This is a genomic window from Pseudoxanthomonas sp. (assembly GCF_027498035.1).
In the GTDB taxonomy this organism is placed as follows: Bacteria; Pseudomonadota; Gammaproteobacteria; order Xanthomonadales; family Xanthomonadaceae; genus Pseudoxanthomonas_A.
Genome location: NZ_CP114978.1, coordinates 1,426,821 through 1,445,320, shown reverse-complemented (window position 1 = coordinate 1,445,320; position 18,500 = coordinate 1,426,821). Strand labels below are relative to the sequence as shown.

The window sequence follows — 18,500 nt, the reverse complement described above, 5'->3', positions numbered from 1 at the left end:
GCTCCTGGTTCGATGCATGAGGAAGGCCCCAGCGGAGCAAGCTCCGCTCTACAGGGCGGACTGTTGCGCCACCGATCATGCGGTGCCGGCCCGGGTGCGGCAGAATGGCGGCTGTTTCGCTGCAAGCTTTGTGACGCATGATCTTTCTGGACCAGTTCGACCCCATCGCCTTTTCGATCGGCCCGGTCGACGTGCACTGGTACGGCATCGCCTACGCGCTGTCCTTTTTCGCCGCCTGGGGCCTGGGCCGCAGGCGGATCCTGGCCGGGCGCCTGCCGGGCGTGAACCTGGAGCATTTCTCCGACCTGGCCTTCTACGCCATGCTGGGCGTGGTCCTGGGCGGGCGGCTGGGCTACATCCTGTTCTACGACCTGCCGGTATACCTGGACAGCCCGCTGAAGGTGTTCAAGGTGTGGGAAGGCGGCATGAGCTTCCATGGCGGCCTGCTGGGCGTGCTGGTGGCGTCGTGGCTGTGGTCGCGCAAGCACCGCCTGCATTTCTTCGACACGATGGATTTCGTCGCGCCGCTGGTACCGGCCGGGCTCGGCCTGGGCCGGCTGGCCAATTTCGTCAACGGCGAGCTGTGGGGCAAGCACACCGGCAGCAGCTGGGGCGTGGTGTTTCCCGGCACCGATCCGGACGTGATCAAGCTGCACCTGGACCAGGCGCAGCTGCAGGCCCAGTACGCCGCCGGTGCGCTCAATCAGTACGCCCGCCATCCTTCGCAGCTGTATGAAGCGCTGCTGGAAGGCCTGGTGATGTTCGTGGCGTTGTGGGTGTTCTCGATGAAGCCGCGTGCGCGCTACGCCGTGTCCGGCCTGTTCGCGCTGCTGTATGGCTTGTCGCGCTTCCTGGTCGAGCTGGTCCGCGTGCCCGATGCGCAACTGGGCTACCTGGCGTTCGGTTGGGTGACCATGGGCCAGCTGCTCAGCCTGCCGCTGGTGGCGCTGGGCTTGTTCCTGCTGTGGCTCTCACGCCGCGCCCCCGTCCTGCAGCCGGTGTTGCCGGCCGCCACTACCTCTGCCGAGGCCCGCTGATGCGTCAATACCTGGAGTTGCTGCGCCATGTGCTGGAGCAGGGCGCCGAGAAGTCCGATCGCACCGGCACCGGCACGCGCAGCGTGTTCGGCTGGCAGATGCGGTTCGATCTGAACGAGGGCTTCCCGCTGGTCACCACCAAGAAGCTGCACCTGCGCTCGATCATCCACGAGCTGCTGTGGTTCCTGAAAGGCGACACTAACATCGCCTACCTCAAGGACAACAAGGTCGGGATCTGGGATGAATGGGCCGATGCCGACGGCAACCTCGGCCCGGTCTACGGCAAGCAGTGGCGCAGCTGGGAAGGTGCCAACGGCCAGACCATCGACCAGATGCAATGGCTGGTCGAAGAGATCAAGCGCAACCCGGATTCGCGCCGACTAGTGATCAGTGCCTGGAACGTGGCGCAGCTGCCGCAGATGGCGCTGATGCCGTGCCACAGCCTGTTCCAGTTCTACGTGGTCGACGGAAAGCTCAGCTGCCAGCTCTACCAGCGCAGCGGCGACATCTTTCTGGGCGTGCCGTTCAACATCGCCAGCTATGCACTGCTGACCCATATGGTGGCCCAGGCGACCGGGTTGGGCGTGGGTGATTTCGTACATACGCTGGGCGATGCGCACCTGTATTCGAACCACTTCGAGCAAGCGCGCGAACAGCTCTCACGCGAACCGCGCGCATTGCCGATGCTGCACCTGAATCCGGAGGTGACCGACCTGTTCGCCTTCACCTTCGACGATATCCAGATCCACGGCTACGATCCCGCGCCTGCGATCAAGGCGCCGGTGGCGGTGTGAATCCTGTCATTCCCGCGCAGGCGCGGATCCATGCGCGCACGCTTGCAGGCCATGCTGGGCTGCTTGCCTGCAGCGGTGGGTTTCATGGCATGGATTCGCGCCTGCGCGGGAACGACGAGCAATGGCCACGATGAAAATTTCCTTGATCGCTGCGCTCGACAGCAACCGCGCCATCGGTCGTGGCAACGCCATGCCCTGGCACCTTCCGGACGATTTCAGGCATTTCAAGGCGCTGACGCTGGGCAAGCCGGTGCTGATGGGGCGCAAGACGGCGCAGTCGCTGGGCCGCGCGCTGCCCGGGCGTTTGAACCTGGTGCTGACCCGCAGCGGCGTGGTGCCGTTCGAAGGGATGGTCGCGGTGGCGTCCTTCGATGAAGCCGTGCGGCAGGGCCAAGCGCAGGCTGCCGACGAACTGTGCGTGATCGGCGGTGGTGAGCTCTACGCGCTGCTGCTGGCACAGGCCGATGTGCTGCACCTGACCCATGTCGAGACTGAGGTCGCCAACGCGGATGCGTTCTTCCCGGCGTTCAATGCGGACGACTGGACGATCACTGCGCGTGAAGCACATGCCGCCGATGCGCGGCATGCGTTCGCGTTCGCGTTCGTGGACTACGCCCGCAAGGGCTGAGCCATCAGGCGCGACGCGGTTGCGAGGCGGCGATGGCCTCGGCGTCGCGGCCGGGGACCTGCACCAGGCGCAACTCATCGGTGTCCAGCTGCAGCGCGGTGAGCTTGCCGCCCCAGACCGCGCCGGTGTCGATGGCATGCACGCCGTGGCCGATCATCAGGCCCAGCGTGGACCAGTGTCCGCAGACGATCTTGAGCTCGCGCATCTCGCGGCCGGGCACGTCGAACCACGGATACAGGCCCTGCAGCTGGGTGCCGGGCGTGCCTTTTTCTTCCACGGCGATGCGTCCGCGCGGGGTGCAGTAGCGCATGCGGGTGAGCACGTTGATGATGGCGCGCCAGCGGTCCGGGCCGTTCAAGCCGGTCGACCAGTTGGGCTTGTCGCCATACATGCTGCGCATGAGCTTGCCGAAGTTCGGGCCGCGCAGCTGCGCTTCCACTTCGCGTGCGTAGCCTTCGGCCAGCGTGCAGGTCCAGCGCGGCGCCAGGCCGGCGTGCAGCATCATCCAGCCCAGTTCGCGGTCCACATGCACCAGTTCGCGGTGGCGCAGCCACTCCAGCAGGGTGTCGCGGTCTTCGGCCTGGACCACGCGGGCCAGGTCCGGATTGACCTTGCGCTGTTCGGCTTCGGTGCGTGCGCCGATTGCCAGCAGCGACAGGTCGTGGTTGCCCAGGACCACCTCGCAGCTCTCGCGCAGCGAATACACCAGGCGCAGGGTTTCCAGCGACTGGCCACCACGGTTGACCAGGTCGCCACAGAACCACACGCGGTCACGCGCGGGGTCGAAGTTCAGTTTTTCCAGCAGCCGTGCGGTGGCGTCGTAACAGCCCTGCAGGTCGCCAATGGCCCAGACCGCCATGGATCAGTGCAGGGTGCGCGGCACGGACAGCGCGAAGGGCGCGATCGGTGCATCGAAGAACGTGCCGTCGTCGGCGACCATGTCGTAACTGCCGGCCATGGTGCCGTGATCGGTTTCCAGCACCGCGCCGGAGGTGTACTTGAACTGCTCGCCGGGACGCAGCCGCGGCTGCTCGCCGACGACGCCGTCGCCGTTGACTTCTTCCACCTTGCCGTTGCCGTCGGTGATCACCCAATGGCGCGCGACCAGGCGCGCGGGCTGGGTGCCGCGGTTGTGGATCACGATGGTGTAGGCGAAGACGTACTGGCCGCTATCCGGCTCGGAACGCTCTTCCAGGAAACGGGTGGCGACATCGACATCGATGGCGTAATCGGTGGTGCTCATGGGTGACAGTGTATTTCAAAGGCTCAGGGCTGTTCGACCGCATCGCCGTAGGGCAGGTTCGCCAGCGCGATGAAGTCGGCCACATCGACCTGTTCGGCGCGCGCATCGGGGCGGATGCCGGCGGCCTCGATCATGTCGGTATCGCACACGCTGGACAGCGCGTTGCGCAGGGTCTTGCGGCGCTGGCCGAAGGCGGCGCGGACCACGGCTGTCAGGCGCTGCGGGTCGCGCACGTCGATGCGTGACGGGTCCTTGGGCACCATGCGGACCACGGCCGAATCGACCTTCGGCGGTGGCCGGAACGCGCCCGGCGGCACCACGAACAAGGGGGTGACATCGCAGTAGGCCTGCAGCATCACGCTCAGGCGGCCGTAGACCTTGCTGCCGGGGCCGGCGGCCATGCGGTCGACGACTTCCTTCTGCAGCATGAAGTGCATGTCGGTGATCGCCGCGGCGTGGTCCAGCGCGTGGAACAGGATCGGCGAGGACAGGTTGTAGGGCAGGTTGCCGACCAGGCGCAGCTTTCCACCGGCCGCCAGTTCGGTGAAATCCACCGACAGCACGTCGCGATGGATGATGGTCAGTTCGCCTACGCCCTTGGCCGCCTCGGTGAGTGGCGCGATCAGGTCGCGGTCGAATTCGATTGCGGTCAGGGCGCCATGACGGCGCAGCAGCGGGAAGGTGATCGCGCCCTGGCCGGGGCCGATTTCCACCAGCCTGTCATCGGGCTTGGGGTCCACGGCGCGCACGATGCTGTCGATGTAGTGGCGTTCGTGGAGGAAATGCTGGCCGAGCGATTTCTTGGCTGGCGCGTTGAAGTTGGGGGAAGCAGTCATCGCGACAGTGTAGCGCCGAGCTTGCTCGGCGACCTTCCTGGCCGATAGCCGGAAAGACCTCAGCGCAGCAAGCTGCGCTCTCCACGGTGCGCGGCCATCGCCGCGCAGGTGCGCACCGCGGCAAACAGGCTGGAGGGATCGGCGACGCCTTTGCCAGCCAGCGGCAGCGCAGTGCCGTGGTCGACGGCGACGCGCGGGTACGGCAGGCCCAGGGTCAGGTTCACGGCCTGTTCGAAGCCGCTGTACTTGAGCACCGGCAGGCCCTGGTCGTGATACATCGCCAGCACCGCGTCGAAACCGGTCAGCTTGTCCGGCAGGAACGCGGTATCGGCAGGCAGTGGCCCGATCAGGTCGTGGCCTTCGGTGCGCAGGACGTCGAGGACGGGAATGATGAGGTCCAGCTCCTCGCGGCCCATGTGCCCATCTTCGCCCGCGTGCGGATTCAGGCCGAGGACGCAGAGGCGCGGGCTTGCGATGCCGAAGTCGCGCTGCAGCGCGGCCGCGGTGGTCGTGACAGCGTGGCGCAGGGCATGCGGCGTGATCGCGTCGGGGACGGCACGCAGGGGCAGGTGGGTGGTGACCAGGGCAACCCGGACGATGTCGTTGGCCAGCATCATCACCACCTCGCGGCCGGCATGCCGGGCCAGCAGTTCGGTGGTGCCGGTGTAGGCAATGCCGCCTTCGTTGATCACGGCCTTGTGCACCGGGCCGGTGACCACGCCGGCGAAGCGACCGGCGATGCAGCCATCTGCGGCTAGCGTCAGCGCGGCAATCACCGCTGGCGCATTGCGCCGATCGGTGACGCCGAAGTGCGCGGGCACCGCGTTGGGGACGGGGATCAGCGGCAGGTCGCCAGCTTGCGTGGCGACCGCATCGGCATCGAGTAGCTGGAGCGGCAGGCCGAGCGCAGCAGCGGCGGCCTGCAAGGTGTCCGGGTCGCCGAAGGCGACCAGGCGGCAATCCTCACGCAGCGCCTGCACCAGGCGGACGCAGAGCTCCGGCCCGATCCCCGCCGGTTCGCCAGGGACCAGTGCGAGGACGGGCGTCATGGGCGCGGTTTACAGGCGGTCGTTGGTCGCAGCCGAACCCGGCATGGGCTCGCTGCTGTCGCGATGCTTGTTGCCAGCCTTGGCGGCTTCTTCGGCGGCGCCCGGGGCGCTCATCATCGTGTCCGGGGTGGCGCTGTCGATCGCAGCGTCGCCGGTGCGGAAGCTGACATAGGCTTCGCCGCGCAGCTCCAGCAGGTAGCGGTTGTATTCCTCTTCCAGCTTGCGGCGGCCGATGGTGTCACGCACCTGGGCGCGCTTGTTCTGGTCGGTCACGTCGGTCTGGCGGGTGCCTTCGCGCTGAACGATATGCCAGCCCGCTTCGGTGCGGAACGGCTCGCTGACCTGGCCATCCTGCAGCGCGGTCAGGCGCTGGCCGAAGTCCGGGCCGAACTGGTCGGCGGTGAACCAGCCCAGTTCGCCACCATCGTTCTTGGTGTTGGCGTCCTCGGACGACTCCTTGGCCAGGGTCGCGAAATCGGCGCCGCCGGCGATGCGGGCGCGCAGGGTGTCGATCTTGGCCTTGGCGGCGGTGGCATCCTGCACCGCGGTGATCCGCACCAGGATATGGCGGGCGTGGAATTCGGTCGCCATCTGGGTCGGCGCTTGTGAGGCGTCACGGGTTTCCACCAGCTTGAGCAGCTGGAAGCCGCTCGGGCCACGGATCGGGCCAACCACCTGGCCGGCCTGCATGCCCTTGAGCGTGTCGACGAACGCGACCGGAATTTCATCGGCGCTGCGCCAGCCCAGGTCGCCGCCTTCCAGCGCATTCGGGCTGTCCGAATAGCGCACCGCGGCAGCGGCGAAATCCATCTCGTTGCGGTCCAGCAGGCCCTTCACGCCTTCGACCTTCTTCTGCGCGGTCGCGATCTGGTCGGCGGTGGCGCCCTCGGGCAGGCCGATCAGGATATGGGCCAGGTGGTACTGGACGCCGCTGGTGGCCTGGGCCTTCAGCGCGGCGTCGACCTCTGCCTCGCTGACGCGGATGCGGCTCTGGCCGTAGCTCTGGCGCAGGCGCTGAACGGTGATCTCGTCCTTGAGCGAGTTGCGGAATTCATCGAAGGACAGGCCCTCGGCGGCCAGGCGCTGCCGCAGGCCATCGACGGTGGTGTTGTTCTGCTGGGCCACGCTGGCCACGGCATTGTTGACCTCGTCGTCGGTGACGCGGATGCCGTTGTCGGTGGCGCGGCCCACCTGCAGTTTGACCAGGACCAGGCGCTCCAGCACCTGCCGGCGCAGGACGTCAGGCGGCGGCAGCTGGCCGGGATTGCTGGCGTACTGGGCGTTGACGTTGGCCACGGCGCGATTCAGCTCGCTCTGCAGGACCACATCCTCGTTGACCACGGCGGCGATGCCGTCCAGTGGCTGGGCATTCTGCGCATGCAGCGGCGCGGCAATGGTGGAAGCGGCCAGCAGGCCGGCGGCAAAAAGGGATCGAATGGTCATGGGAGTCTTCAGAACGAATCGGAGCTGGTGTCGTCGTTGTCGTCGTCGGTATCCGGCGTGGCGACACTGGGAGGGACCAGGTAAAGGTCGTCTCGGTAATACCCGAGGATACTACGGCGCAGGTTTTTGTCGGTGTTCTGGCCTAGCGATGCAAGGCCCTTCAAGACAAATTCGACCTGGATCTGGTTGTCCTGGTCACCTTCGAGATTTCGCACGTAATGGCGGCCGACCAGACGAACGGCCAGGCAGCAGCTGTCCCACTGCACGCCGGCGATAGCTTCCAGGGTTTTCTTGTCCTGGAACGAGTAGTAATAGCGGCCGACCACGCTCCAGACCGGGGTGATCGGATACAGGAAGGAAAAGTCGGCCTGCTTGAGGACGTCGCGGCGATAGCGGTAGGTCAGGTTGATCACGCCATCGCCGCCGATCATGTAGCGCGAACGGAAGCTGATCAGGTCGGCACGGCTGTTCTTGGCGTCGTACTGGTACGACCCGCCCAGGGTCCAGCGATCGGTCGGCATGTAGTTGGAATCGACCACCCAGGCCGATTTGCCCTTCTTGATCGGATCCTGGCTGCTGTTGAGGACCACGTTGGAATCCTCGAAATAGAGGATCTGTCCGAGGCTGACGTTGAATTTTTCCAGGCCATCGGTCTGGCGGATGCTGCGGCTGCTCAGGGCCAGGGTCAGCTGGTTGGCGTCGGTCTGGCGGTCGGCACCGGAGAATCGATTGTCGCGGAACAGCTGGCCGTAGCTGAAGGTCATCGAGCCGGTATCGAACAGCGGCAGGTTGCTCTGGTCGCGGTAAGGCACGTTGAGGTAGTACAGGCGCGGTTCCAGCGTCTGCAGGTACGGGGTGTCGTTCCACACCGTGTCGCGGTCGAAATACAGGCCCGCGTCCAGGGTGGTGATGGGCAAGGCGCGGGTCGGCGAGCGGTCGCCGTCAACCGCCAGGCCAGAGTCCAGCTGGTAGGCCGTGTAGCGGTAGGCCAGGCCGGGCTCGATGAACCACGACGGCCCGCGTAGCGGGATCGAGACATACGGCTTGATGTCGAAACGGCTGCCGCCGTCCTTTTCACTGTGTTCGAAGCGGGCCAGCTCGGCGTTCATGCCGACGTCGAGCCAGTCCAGCAGCGGGCGCTCGTACTTGAAATAGAACCGGGGCAGGGCGTTGTAGGGGAGCGCGCTCTTGCTGATCGTGTAATCGGCCAGCTGGTAGGTCTGCGCTTCGGCGCCGGCGCTCCAGTAGCGGGACCGGCCATAGACGCCGACGGTGTTGGTCAGCACCGATGTTGCCAAGCCCGTTCCGTTTGAGATGCCGCCGTTGTCCCTCAGGTAGCGACTGTCACTGATCCAGGAATAGCTGGCACGCGCCTGCCAGGTGCTGTTGAGATCGTGGCTGCCCCGGAAACGGAGGAAGCCGCGGTTCTTGTCCTGCAGCGGGTCGTTGTAAAGGTCCTCATCTTCACCGCTGGCATAGTCGGCCGCGCGGCGCCGGACCAGGTCGTCGCTGGGCATCCAGGCGCCTTCCAGCTTGCCATTCCCGCCGTGGTACAGGTAGCGAAACTCACTGCCCAGGACGATGCCGCGGTTGCTCATGTAGCGCGGATAGAGCGTTGCGTCGTAGTTCGGAGCCAGGTTCAGGTAGATCGGCTGCTCGTAGTCGAAGCCGTTCTTGCTCGACAGGCCAATGCGCGGATACAGCAGGCCGGTCTGGCGGCGGTCGTCGATCGGGAACTTGAACCAGGGGGCGTACAGCACCGGTACCTTGCCGATGCGCACGGTGGCGTGGTGCGCGGTGGCAAAGCCCTCGTCGGTGTTGACGTCGATTTCCTTGGCGCGCAGGTACCAGCGCTGCCAGGCGGGGTCTTCCGGGTCGCAGGTGGTGTAGGTCGAGCCCAGCATCGCGCCCTCGGGGCCGACCATGTGGATGCTGTCGGCGATGCCATTGCCGCGACGGGCCATCAGCTGGTACTGGACGTCCTCGATGTTGTGCGTGTCGTCGTTCTGGTTGCCGCTGGCGCGCTTGGCGATCACCCGGATGCCGGAGTCCTGGTAGCGCACGTTGCCATTGGCGACGTAGGTCCCTTCATCCTGGTTCAGGCTGAAGTTGTCGGCGTTGAGGAACTGGTCGCCACGGATCAGGCGCACGTTGCCCTTGTAGTCGAGCGTGCTCTGCTCGCCGTTGCCGACGAGCGAATCGCCGGTGACGTCGGTGGGTAGCAGCTGGCTCTTGGCGCGCTCGGCGGCCTGGTCCAGGGGGGATACGGCCGCCGGCGCCCCGTCGAACGCGGGAATCGGGTCCTCGACAGGGCAGAGCGCGTAGCTGACGGGTTTTTCGTTCGCGGCCATGGCCGGGAGGGCCAGGGCGACGCTGAACGGAATGGGCAGCAGGCGGAGGGCTCGACGCACGCGTTGGGGAGTCCGGACGAAAAACGGTCGTTAGCTTGCCGTATCGCTGTGCAGGGGGCAATGAAGACGCGCCGGCAACGGCCGGGTTGGGTTCATCCGGGTCCCGGGAAAGCGCACTGCCCACCGGGAGCGCGCAGTTCGGCCACGTGCGCGGCGCTGCACTCGCGCAGGGCTTCCAGGTCGTAACCGCCCTCCAGCACCGAGACGATCCGCCCGCGGGCGTGGGTGGTGGCGATCTGGTGCAGGCGGCGGGTGATCCAGGCGAAATCCTCGGTTTCCAGCATCAGGTCGGCCATTGGATCGCGCATATGCGCGTCGAAACCTGCCGAGATCATCAGCAGCTGAGGCCGGAAGGCCTCGATGGCTGGCAGTAGCTGGTCTTCCCACAGGTTGCGGAAGTGGAAGCTGCCGCTGCCCGGCGGCAGCAGGGCGTTCATCACATTGCCGGCGCCGCGCTCGGATGGCGCCCCGGTGTAGGGGAACAGGCCCGATTCGTGGCTGCTGAAATAGGCCACGCGCCGGTCCTGCGAAAAGATCGCCTGGGTGCCGTTGCCGTGGTGGACGTCGAAATCCACCACCGCCACCCGCTCCAGTCCATGGCGCTCGCAGGCATGGGCGGCGCCGATGGCGATGTTGTTGAGCAGGCAGAACCCCATGGCGGCCTCGCCGGTGGCGTGGTGGCCAGGTGGCCGGACCGCGCAGAAGGCGACCGGATCGCTGCCGTCGATCACCGCGTCCACGGCGGCGATCACTGCGCCCGCGGCGTGCAATGCCGCGGCCCGGGAGCCGGGGCTTGCCACCGTATCGGGGTCCAGCAGGCGATAGCCGGTGAAATCGTGTTCCAGCACCTCATCGATGTGGGCCTGGCTGTGCACGCGACGCAGGTCGCCCAGCTTGGCGGCCGGGGCTTCGCGCCAGTCCAGGTCGCCGTGGTCGCGGCGCAGCGATGCCAGGACGGCTTCCAGCCGGGCCGGGCGCTCGGGGTGCTCGGGGCCTGGATCATGAGCCAGGCAGGCCGGGTGGCTGAGGATGATCACGGCGCGGCGTGCCGGCGCTGGTGGTTCCACAGGACTTCGCCAGCGCCATCGGCCCGGGCCAGGACCCGGGCCAGGACGAACAGCAGGTCCGAAAGCCGGTTGAGGTAATGGACCGGTTCGGCACGGACTGTCTCGAGCCGGGCCAGGGCCACGGTCTCGCGCTCGGCCCGGCGGACGATGGTGCGGGCCAGGTGGCAGCGCGCCGCGGCTTCGCCGCCGGCGGGCAGGATGAAGTCCTTCAGCGGCGGCAAGCTGGCGTTGTAATGGTCCAGCTGGCGTTCCAGCGCGGTCACGTCCTGCGCGGTGATCGCCGCGTGGCCGGGGATGCACAGTTCGCCGCCAAGATCGAACAGCTGGTGCTGAACCACGGTCAGCAGGTCGCGGATGTCCGCAGCGACGGTGGGAACCGCCAGCACCACGCCGATGGCGGAGTTGGCTTCGTCCACCGTGCCGTAGGCCGTGACCCGTGCCGAATCCTTGCCGGTGCGGCTGCCATCGCCCAGGCCGGTGCTGCCGTCATCGCCGGTGCGCGTATAGATCCGGGACAGGCGGTGGCCCATGCGCGTCCCGCGACCGGCATCAGCCGGCGCGGCGGTCCTGCGGGCGGGCCAGGCGCACGACCTGCAGGACGGCGACATGGACGATCACCCCCAGGCCCACGTAGATCGCCGTGCTGCGCAGGAACGGCAGGAACCAGTCGCTGTAGTTCTCCCACCAGCCAGCCAGGGTCGGCTGGGGGACGCTGTCGCTGACCCAGTAGAAGCTGCCCTGGCTGACCAGGTGGCATAGCGCGACCGACGCCACCAGTGCAGCGGCGGCGGCGACCAGCGTGCGATTGTCCGACAGCTGCTGGGACAGGCGCGCGGTCAGGCTGCCGCCCATCCACAGCACCAGGTAGGCCGGCACCAGGCACCAATAGGCGGCCGAGACACAGTAATGCGAGAAGAAGTCGATGCCCTGGCCGGTGATCACCAGGTAGTCCACGCCCATCGCCAGTGCCATGAACAGCGGGAACGCCCAGCGCGACCAGCCGCGCAGGTAGAAACCGGCCATGAAGAACACCGCCCACGACGCGTCGGGAATCGGCCCCAGGTGGGTCAGCAATGCCGGCAGGTGCGAGCGCGTTGCGACCAGCAGGGCAGCCAGCAGGACCAGGATGACGGCGCGCTGGCCGGCGCGTGCGGGGAGATGGCGGGTCATGGCGGGGTTCGGAAGTGTGAAAGGCGATTCTATCGCGCGTGCCCGGTGCGTGGGGTGCGGGACCGTCCAGCCCTGGCAGGCGACCGCTTGTCGGGCTTGTTGGGCGCCGCTGACAAAGGTTGTTCGTGCGTGTCATTTGGTTCCATTTCGTGCCTATCGGTGACATTGCTGCGCAGAAGGTCCGCTCTAGCGTGCCTGCCACATTCGCCCTGCCGCCATCGTCCTGACATGGCGGCGCGCGGCGTGCTGGGGACACGGCGATGTTGGTGCAAGAGGACCGGATGGTGACTGGGATGATGGACGCGCGGCGCCGCAGGCCATGCGGGTCCGGGGCGTACCCGGGCAACGGTGTCGCAGGTTTCACGTTGATCGAAATGATGGTGGCGATCGCGGTGCTGGCGATCATGCTCGCCATCGCGGTGCCGAGCTTTTCCCAGCTGCTGGCGAGCAACCGGCTGACCGCACAGGCCAACGAGTTGGTGGCCGCACTCCAGGTGGCGCGCTCCGAGGCGATCCGTCGCAATGCGCGCGTGATCCTGTGCCCCAGCAGCGACGGTGCCTCCTGCGCGACAGCCGCCACGAGTTGGACCAAGTGGATCGTGCAGGTCGTGAAGACGGCAGAGGTGCTGCGCGTCAATGACGTGAACACCGCCGTGACGGTCCTGGCCAGCGACCGGATCACCGGCAACGACAATGGCGTGACATTCCGTGCCGACGGCCTGGCGCGCGATGCGACCAGCTCGTTGCTGGTCGCCAACGTGTCGGTGTGCATGACGAACACGCGATTGGAGCAGAACCGCCGTCTGGTGGGCATTGCCAGCGGCAGCCGCGTCTCGGTGACCAGTGACGCCGACAGCGGCTGTGAGGCGCCGGCCAATGAATAGGCCACACGGCATGGCGCGGCGTGCCAGTGCGCGCGGCGAGATCCTGATCGAAGTGCTGATCGCCATTCTGATCCTTGGCGTCGGCTTGCTGGGCGTGGCCGCAATGCAGGCCACCGCGCTGCGCAACAACGGCAGCGCCATGCAGCGCTCCCAGGCCGCCACGCAGATCCAGACTATTTTCGATTCCATGCGTGCCAACCGGACCAGTGCCCTGGCAGGCGCCTACGCGATCTCCCGCACATGCACCGCGCCGTCCGGCGGCACCCTGGCCGGCAACGACCTGTCCAGCTGGATCAGCGCGTTGCAGACGTCCCTGGGCAGTGCAGCTTGCGGCACGATCACCTGCTCGGGGAGTCCACTGGCCTGCACGGTCAAGGTGGATTGGGATGACAGCCACGCGACCGATGCGTCGGGCACCGGCGTGGCAGCCGGGAATGCCACGTACTCAATCAGTGCGAGCGCGCAGCTGTGACTGGCCTTCGTCCGCCCGCGTCGGGCAAGCAGGGTGGTTTCACCCTGATCGAGCTGATGATCGCGCTGGTCATCGGCCTGGTGGTCACTGGCGCCGCGATCGGGATCTTCCTGTCGAGCCAGAACATCTACCGCAGCAGCGAAGCCATGAGCCGCATGCAGGAAAACATGCGCACCGCTTACGACCTGCTGGCGCGCGATCTGCGCGTGGCCGGTGGCAATGCCTGCAATACCCGCGCCGTCACCAATGCGCTGACCAGCGGGACCGGGGAGTGGTGGGGACAGTTGAGTGACTGGGGGAGTGCGGTCAAGGGGTATTCCACGACGACGGCCTTCAGCAGTGGCGGTCCAGCGTTCGGCACCAGCGCCGGCACGCGCCTGAGCGGGACCTCCGCCGTGGACCTGTTCTCCGGCGGGGACGAGGTGGCGACCGTCACCGCCGATAGCGGCAGTGTGTTCACGCTCAATCGTAGCGATGCCAATTTCGTCTCCAGCGACGTCATGGTGGTGTGTGACACCAATCGCTCCATGATCTTCAATGCCACCACGGTGTCGGGCGCGGCGGTGACGCACCCCACGACGATGACGTTTGCGGCCAATGCAGCGGTCGCGCGCTTCAATGCGGTGCGTTGGTATGTCGGCACCAATGCTGCGGGTAATCCGGCGCTGTTCCGCCTGCGCGAAGACGGCGGGACGAGTGCGCAGGAGGAGGTGGCCGAAGGCGTGTCCGCCTTGACCATGACCTATCTGGTCAGCGGCGCGGCGTCCTACGTGGATGCTTCGGCGGTGACCAGCTGGAGCACCGTGCTTTCGGTGCGTGTGGCCATGACCATCACCAGCACGGCCAAGGTCGGCACCGACGGCAAGGCCCTGACCCGCTCGATGGTCAATGTGATTTCGCTCAGGAACCGCGACGGATGAACCGACCCCGTTTTCCAATCGCCGGGCATCAGCGCGGTGTGTCGCTGGTGGTGGCCCTGATCCTGTTGCTGATCATGACGTTGCTGGGCCTGGCCGCCCTGCGGACGACCGGTCTGCAGGAACACATGAGCGCCAACATGATCGACCGGAACGCGCAGTTCCAGGCGGCCGAGTCGGCGCTGCGCCAGGCCGAAGCGCAGATCAGCGCCGGCGTCACCATCCCGGACAGCGGATGCACCAGCGGCATTTGCGCCACGCCCGTCGCAGGTGCGGCCGACCGCTGGCTGGACTCCAGCTTTTCCGGCTGGCAGACCTCCAACGGCACCGGCAATCGCGACGCGGCAATCAGCACCGTCTATATCGCCGAATACATGGGCGACGGCGCCTATGGCCCGAACTGCAACACCTCCAAGTCCACGTCTTCCTCCGTCGATCCCAACTGCTCGATGTTGCGCTACCGGGTGACCGCGCGTAGCGAGGGCGACGGCCGCGCCCAGGTCGTGCTGCAGACCAATTTCGTGACGCCCCAATGACCGCATCTCAAGAAGACGTCCGCCGCCCGCACCGCTTGCGCCCACTGCTGGCGCTGTGCCCGTTGTCGCTTGCCGCGGCGGTGGTGGCCATCGCCGCCTGGCCGGTTGGCGCGGCCACCACCGTGACCGGGCTGACCATCCCCGACAGTCCGTTGATCACGGACTCGACCATCGCGCCAAACCTGTTGTTCGTGCTCGACGACTCGGGATCGATGTCCTATGAGTACATGCCCGACGACGTGCCTGCGATCAGTACCTCGGTCACCACCAGCACGTTGAGCTGCGGCAACTACGTCAACTCGACCGCGATCGGCTACATGGGCTGCAGTGCCTATCCGCGCAATACGCTCTACTACAACCCGGCTACCACGTACTACCCGTGGACCTTGCCCGCCTCGGACAGCACCACCACCTATCGGATGAGCGGTGGTACCAGCTATTCGGCGGCTTACGCGGACACGATGTTCGTGCCCTACAGCGGCACCGGTCCCGCCGGCAGCGGCACCATCACCACCACCAGCACCACGACCGATCTGTCCAGCAGTGTCAGGACCTTCTACGTCCCCAAGGACACCACCCAGACCGCCAACAGCTACCTGAGCCTGGCAACCAACTACTACCGCTATCAGATATTGACCAGCGGCACGATCTACCGCAGCGAGTACGCCACGTACACATCCAGCAATACGCCGAGCACCACGAGCTCGGGTACGCTGAAAACGGGTGTCACCGCCAGCGGAAAATCGTTCTCGACGGCTTACACGTTGGCGATACCGGCCAACGTGACCACGGTGACCTTCACAGCCAGTGGCGCCAACAACAGCAGTTTCACGCTGTATGCAAAGAGCGGCTCGGCGGTGAGCAACACCAATAACAGCGGCGCTGCCTGCAGCGCCAGTGGTAGCACCTCCAGCACCAGTTGCTCGGTCAGTTCCCCGACCTCTGGTTCGGTCTACTACGTCAATATCTATGCGACCAGCAACAACACCAGCATCAGTGGCGTCACGCTGAGCTACAGCTATACCGTCAGCACCGCTGCCACGGGGGGCTGCGACACCAGCACCGGAACCACCACCTACGGCTGGCGCAACTGCAGCGCGACCCTGCCAAATACCAGCCGTACCACGGCCGAGGAACTGGCCAATTACGCCACCTGGTATTCCTACTACCGCACCCGTACGAAGGCGGCCAAGGCCGGCGCCAGCGCGGCTTTTGCCGAGATGGACGGCTCGGTGCGGGTCGGCTATCGCACCATCAACAGCAGGGGCGCTTGCGGTGGCAGCACCAGCTACAGCAACGGCAGCACCGGCACCTGCAAGACCACCTATTCGAGCGCCTACAACCTGCCGACTCAGGACGTCCCGATTCCGGTCAACTACAACAACGGCGTGTTTTCCGACACAGGCAGCGACAGCAGCACCACGGCCTTCAATAACCGTACACAGTGGTACAACCGGTTGTTCTCCACCGTGCCCAGCGGCAACACTCCGCTGCGAGGTGCGCTTCAAACCGCAGGCTATTACTTCAGTGACCTGACCACGAGCGGGGGCGCCAACAGCACGACGCAGTCCGGAAATGGCGCCTATGGCCCAGAAACCGGAAGCGACCAGTATGCCTGCCGCCAGAATTTCACCATCCTGACCACCGACGGCTACTGGAATGAAGATTCCTACAGCAACAGCACGATCGGTAACTCGGACAGCGTCAGTGGCACCACGTACACCAGTTCCAGCGGCGTCAGTGCGGGTTACACGGCTGAAAATCCCTACATCGGCGGATTGGCCAAGAACAGCTCAAACGGTTCGGCCAGCTACCCGACCCTGGCGGACGTGGCCAATTACTACTGGAAGAACGATCTGCGGACCGATCTCTCCAACATCGTGCCGACCAGTACCACGCTGTCCTCGACCAATACGCCCGACCCGGCGTTCTGGCAGCACATGGTCACCTTCACGATCGGCCTGGGCCTGAGCGGTACGGTCAACGAGTCCAGCGTGTATGGCGTGCTGAAACAGGGCTACGCGACCTACACCTCGGGCACCACGACCGCCACCGGCTGGCCGACACCGGTCAACAATTCCTCGACGACCATCGACGACCTGCTGCATGCCGCGGTCAACGGGCATGGCACCTATGTTGCCGCGAATGATCCAGACGCGTTTGCGACAGGTCTGCGCAATGCGTTGGCCGCGGTGACCGAGCGAACGGGGTCGTTCTCCAACGTGATCTCGCAGAGCACCAGTGCGAGTAGCAGCAACTCGCTGTTCTTCTCCAACTACGTCTCCGGTGTGTGGACGGGAAAGCTGTATGCCTGTGCAGCCACAGACAGCAGTTGCGTCAGCCCGCTGTGGACCACGGCCGACACCCTGGCGTCCCAGTACAGCGGTACCAGCACAACCTCGATCGCCGGTCGCGGCATTTATACCTGCGGAATCCTGGGCAGTGACGGGACCTGCACCGGCTCCACGTTTCCGACCACGGCGCAGCAGACCACGCTGGGCGGGGTGGATGTGACCAATTACCTGCGCGGCCTGCAGACCAAGGAATTGCTGAACGGCGGAACCCTGCGCAATCGCAGCACGGTGCTGGGCGATATCGTCGATTCTTCGCCGACCTACGTGAGTGCGACCAATACGATCTACGTCGGCGCCAATGACGGCATGCTGCACGCCTTCAACGCGGCGACGGGCGCGGAGTTGTTTGCCTACGTACCTGCTTCGGTGGTGGGTTCGGATCTGGCTTCGCTGGCCAGCACCACGTATGCGCACAGGTATTTCGTCGACGGCCCGATTACGGTATCCACCACCGCGCAGACCGCCAGCAAGAACATCCTGGTCGGCGCGCTGGGTCGCGGCGGCAAGGGCCTGTACGGGCTGGATGTCACCACGCCGGCCAGCTTCGGTGCCAGCAGCGTCTTGTGGGAACAGACCGAAACCACCGGCACGACTGGCAACATGGGCAAGATCCTGGGCCAGCCATTCATTGCCAAGCTCAACAACGGCGTCACCGCGCTGGTCACTGGCAACGGCATCAACAGCACCAACGGCCATGCCGTGCTGTTGATCTACAACGCGTTGACCGGCGCGTTGATCAAGCAGATCGATACCGGCGTCGGCGGCACCACCGCTGCCACCACCAACGGACTGAATGCACCGACGGGCTGGGACGACGACAGCAGCGGCACGACCGATTATGTCTACGCATCCGATCTGCGTGGACATGTCTGGAAGTTCGACCTGTCCTCGACATCGTCCAGCAGCTGGGGCCTGAGCAACAGTTCCGAACCGCTGTTCACCGCCACCTATACCTCCGGCACGACAAGCACGGCGCAGCCCATCACCAGCGGCGTGCTGGTTGCGGAAAATCCGAGTACCGGCGCCACATGGGCCTTCGTCGGCACCGGCAAGTATCTGGAGACCAGTGATATCACCGATACCTCGGTGCAGACCCTGTACGGCTTCATCGACGCGACCACTTCCAGCACCAGCACGACGCTGACTCCTGGCGACCTGACCTCGCGCAGCATGTATGCGATCAGCACCACCAGTGGTGGCGTGACCACGACCCAGCGTTATTTCAACGATTACGACAGTGCCGGGTTGACGAAGGGCTGGTACATCAATCTGGTCGTCAGTGGCGGCACGGCGCAGGGGGAGCGGATCATCTCCACGCCACAGGCCAGCGGGACGTACCTAGTGTTCAACACCATTATCCCCAGCGAAACCACGGGGTGCAGTTCCAGCGGCACCAGTTGGGAGCTCTCGTTGGACATGTTCACCGGAACGGCTGGTTCGTCGTCTTATTTCGACCTGGATGGTGATGGCGTGGGTGACACGACGAGCAATGGCAAGGTGCTGGGAGGGGTCTCGGTCAGCACCGGCATCGCCTCGCTGGCGGCACTGCTGAACGGCAAACTGGTGGTCAGCGATTCCAGTGGCGCGCTGACCAGCGTAGGCACCACGGCGATCAGTTCGGCGCGCACCTCGTGGCGCGAAGTGCTGCAGGAGGATTGA

At 65.7% G+C, this 18,500-nt stretch carries 17 protein-coding genes; 8 read left to right on the top strand and 9 right to left on the bottom strand.

The window, feature by feature from the left end; translation table 11 throughout:
* Positions 1 to 137 precede the first annotated feature (137 nt).
* The 3 genes from lgt (at position 138) to O8I58_RS06340 (ending at position 2,459) form a co-directional block, all read left to right on the top strand.
* Entirely contained in the window at positions 138 to 1,037 is a 900-nt protein-coding gene (lgt, locus tag O8I58_RS06350; RefSeq protein WP_298321558.1) for a prolipoprotein diacylglyceryl transferase, read from the top strand.
* Positions 1,037 to 1,831 carry a thymidylate synthase gene (locus O8I58_RS06345; RefSeq protein WP_298321557.1) on the top strand — a complete coding sequence of 265 codons (795 nt, stop codon included), beginning with the start codon at positions 1,037 to 1,039 and terminating at the stop codon, positions 1,829 to 1,831. The genes lgt and O8I58_RS06345 overlap by 1 nt, the downstream gene beginning before the upstream one ends.
* A 130-nt stretch (positions 1,832 to 1,961) precedes the next feature.
* Positions 1,962 to 2,459, top strand: a complete 498-nt coding sequence (locus O8I58_RS06340) for a dihydrofolate reductase (protein WP_298321556.1) — start codon at positions 1,962 to 1,964, stop codon at positions 2,457 to 2,459.
* A gap of 4 nt (positions 2,460 to 2,463) precedes the next feature.
* Here the strand turns inward: O8I58_RS06340 and O8I58_RS06335 are convergent, their stop codons facing one another.
* From O8I58_RS06335 to O8I58_RS06295, 9 genes are all read right to left on the bottom strand, one after another.
* On the bottom strand, positions 2,464 to 3,318 hold the full coding sequence (locus O8I58_RS06335; RefSeq protein ID WP_298321555.1) for a symmetrical bis(5'-nucleosyl)-tetraphosphatase: 855 nt from the start codon (positions 3,316 to 3,318) through the stop codon (positions 2,464 to 2,466).
* Positions 3,319 to 3,321: 3 nt separating this feature from the next.
* Positions 3,322 to 3,702, bottom strand: a complete 381-nt coding sequence (gene apaG, locus O8I58_RS06330; protein WP_298321554.1) for a Co2+/Mg2+ efflux facilitator ApaG/CorD — start codon at positions 3,700 to 3,702, stop codon at positions 3,322 to 3,324.
* 23 nt (positions 3,703 to 3,725) lie between these two features.
* Positions 3,726 to 4,538 carry a 16S rRNA (adenine(1518)-N(6)/adenine(1519)-N(6))-dimethyltransferase RsmA gene (gene rsmA, locus O8I58_RS06325; protein WP_298321553.1) on the bottom strand — a complete coding sequence of 271 codons (813 nt, stop codon included), beginning with the start codon at positions 4,536 to 4,538 and terminating at the stop codon, positions 3,726 to 3,728.
* Positions 4,539 to 4,597: 59 nt separating this feature from the next.
* Positions 4,598 to 5,587, bottom strand: coding sequence for a 4-hydroxythreonine-4-phosphate dehydrogenase PdxA (gene pdxA / locus O8I58_RS06320; protein WP_298321552.1), 990 nt, complete (start codon positions 5,585 to 5,587; stop codon positions 4,598 to 4,600).
* Between the two features lie 9 nt (positions 5,588 to 5,596).
* Positions 5,597 to 7,030 (bottom strand): peptidylprolyl isomerase, encoded by a 1,434-nt coding sequence (locus O8I58_RS06315; RefSeq protein ID WP_298321551.1) that lies wholly within the window; start codon positions 7,028 to 7,030, stop codon positions 5,597 to 5,599.
* An 8-nt stretch (positions 7,031 to 7,038) separates the two neighbouring features.
* Positions 7,039 to 9,441, bottom strand: a complete 2,403-nt coding sequence (gene lptD / locus O8I58_RS06310; RefSeq protein ID WP_298321550.1) for an LPS assembly protein LptD — start codon at positions 9,439 to 9,441, stop codon at positions 7,039 to 7,041.
* Between the two features lie 92 nt (positions 9,442 to 9,533).
* Complete coding sequence (locus O8I58_RS06305) at positions 9,534 to 10,478, bottom strand: histone deacetylase family protein (protein ID WP_298321549.1); 945 nt, start codon at positions 10,476 to 10,478, stop codon at positions 9,534 to 9,536.
* Complete coding sequence (locus O8I58_RS06300; RefSeq protein ID WP_298321548.1) at positions 10,475 to 11,038, bottom strand: cob(I)yrinic acid a,c-diamide adenosyltransferase; 564 nt, start codon at positions 11,036 to 11,038, stop codon at positions 10,475 to 10,477. The genes O8I58_RS06305 and O8I58_RS06300 overlap by 4 nt, the downstream gene beginning before the upstream one ends.
* 19 nt (positions 11,039 to 11,057) lie before the next feature.
* Positions 11,058 to 11,678, bottom strand: a complete 621-nt coding sequence (locus tag O8I58_RS06295; RefSeq protein WP_298321547.1) for a hypothetical protein — start codon at positions 11,676 to 11,678, stop codon at positions 11,058 to 11,060.
* Positions 11,679 to 12,052: 374 nt separating this feature from the next.
* Between O8I58_RS06295 and O8I58_RS06290 the strand changes: the two genes are divergently transcribed.
* The 5 genes from O8I58_RS06290 to O8I58_RS06270 are packed head-to-tail and all read left to right on the top strand — an operon-like array spanning position 12,053 to position 18,500.
* Complete coding sequence (locus O8I58_RS06290) at positions 12,053 to 12,562, top strand: GspH/FimT family pseudopilin (RefSeq protein WP_298322798.1); 510 nt, start codon at positions 12,053 to 12,055, stop codon at positions 12,560 to 12,562.
* Positions 12,555 to 13,034, top strand: coding sequence for a type IV pilus modification protein PilV (pilV, locus tag O8I58_RS06285; RefSeq protein ID WP_298321546.1), 480 nt, complete (start codon positions 12,555 to 12,557; stop codon positions 13,032 to 13,034). The genes O8I58_RS06290 and pilV overlap by 8 nt, the downstream gene beginning before the upstream one ends.
* Positions 13,031 to 13,954, top strand: a complete 924-nt coding sequence (locus O8I58_RS06280) for a PilW family protein (RefSeq protein ID WP_298321545.1) — start codon at positions 13,031 to 13,033, stop codon at positions 13,952 to 13,954. The genes pilV and O8I58_RS06280 overlap by 4 nt, the downstream gene beginning before the upstream one ends.
* Positions 13,951 to 14,487, top strand: a complete 537-nt coding sequence (locus tag O8I58_RS06275; RefSeq protein ID WP_298321544.1) for a pilus assembly PilX family protein — start codon at positions 13,951 to 13,953, stop codon at positions 14,485 to 14,487. The genes O8I58_RS06280 and O8I58_RS06275 overlap by 4 nt, the downstream gene beginning before the upstream one ends.
* Positions 14,484 to 18,500, top strand: coding sequence for a pilus assembly protein (locus O8I58_RS06270; RefSeq protein ID WP_298321543.1), 4,017 nt, complete (start codon positions 14,484 to 14,486; stop codon positions 18,498 to 18,500). Before O8I58_RS06275 ends, O8I58_RS06270 begins: the two co-directional genes overlap by 4 nt.

Bases quoted from the DNA above. Each gene is read 5' to 3' on its own strand.
- lgt (WP_298321558.1), top strand. From the start codon at position 138: ATGATCTTTCTGGACCAGTTCGACCCCATCGCCTTTTCGATCGGCCCG.
- O8I58_RS06345 (WP_298321557.1), top strand. From the start codon at position 1,037: ATGCGTCAATACCTGGAGTTGCTGCGCCATGTGCTGGAGCAGGGCGCC.
- O8I58_RS06340 (WP_298321556.1), top strand. From the start codon at position 1,962: ATGAAAATTTCCTTGATCGCTGCGCTCGACAGCAACCGCGCCATCGGT.
- O8I58_RS06335 (WP_298321555.1), bottom strand. From the start codon at position 3,318: ATGGCGGTCTGGGCCATTGGCGACCTGCAGGGCTGTTACGACGCCACC.
- apaG (WP_298321554.1), bottom strand. From the start codon at position 3,702: ATGAGCACCACCGATTACGCCATCGATGTCGATGTCGCCACCCGTTTC.
- rsmA (WP_298321553.1), bottom strand. From the start codon at position 4,538: ATGACTGCTTCCCCCAACTTCAACGCGCCAGCCAAGAAATCGCTCGGC.
- pdxA (WP_298321552.1), bottom strand. From the start codon at position 5,587: ATGACGCCCGTCCTCGCACTGGTCCCTGGCGAACCGGCGGGGATCGGG.
- O8I58_RS06315 (WP_298321551.1), bottom strand. From the start codon at position 7,030: ATGACCATTCGATCCCTTTTTGCCGCCGGCCTGCTGGCCGCTTCCACC.
- O8I58_RS06300 (WP_298321548.1), bottom strand. From the start codon at position 11,038: ATGGGCCACCGCCTGTCCCGGATCTATACGCGCACCGGCGATGACGGC.
- O8I58_RS06295 (WP_298321547.1), bottom strand. From the start codon at position 11,678: ATGACCCGCCATCTCCCCGCACGCGCCGGCCAGCGCGCCGTCATCCTG.
- O8I58_RS06290 (WP_298322798.1), top strand. From the start codon at position 12,053: ATGATGGTGGCGATCGCGGTGCTGGCGATCATGCTCGCCATCGCGGTG.
- pilV (WP_298321546.1), top strand. From the start codon at position 12,555: ATGAATAGGCCACACGGCATGGCGCGGCGTGCCAGTGCGCGCGGCGAG.
- O8I58_RS06275 (WP_298321544.1), top strand. From the start codon at position 13,951: ATGAACCGACCCCGTTTTCCAATCGCCGGGCATCAGCGCGGTGTGTCG.
- O8I58_RS06270 (WP_298321543.1), top strand. From the start codon at position 14,484: ATGACCGCATCTCAAGAAGACGTCCGCCGCCCGCACCGCTTGCGCCCA.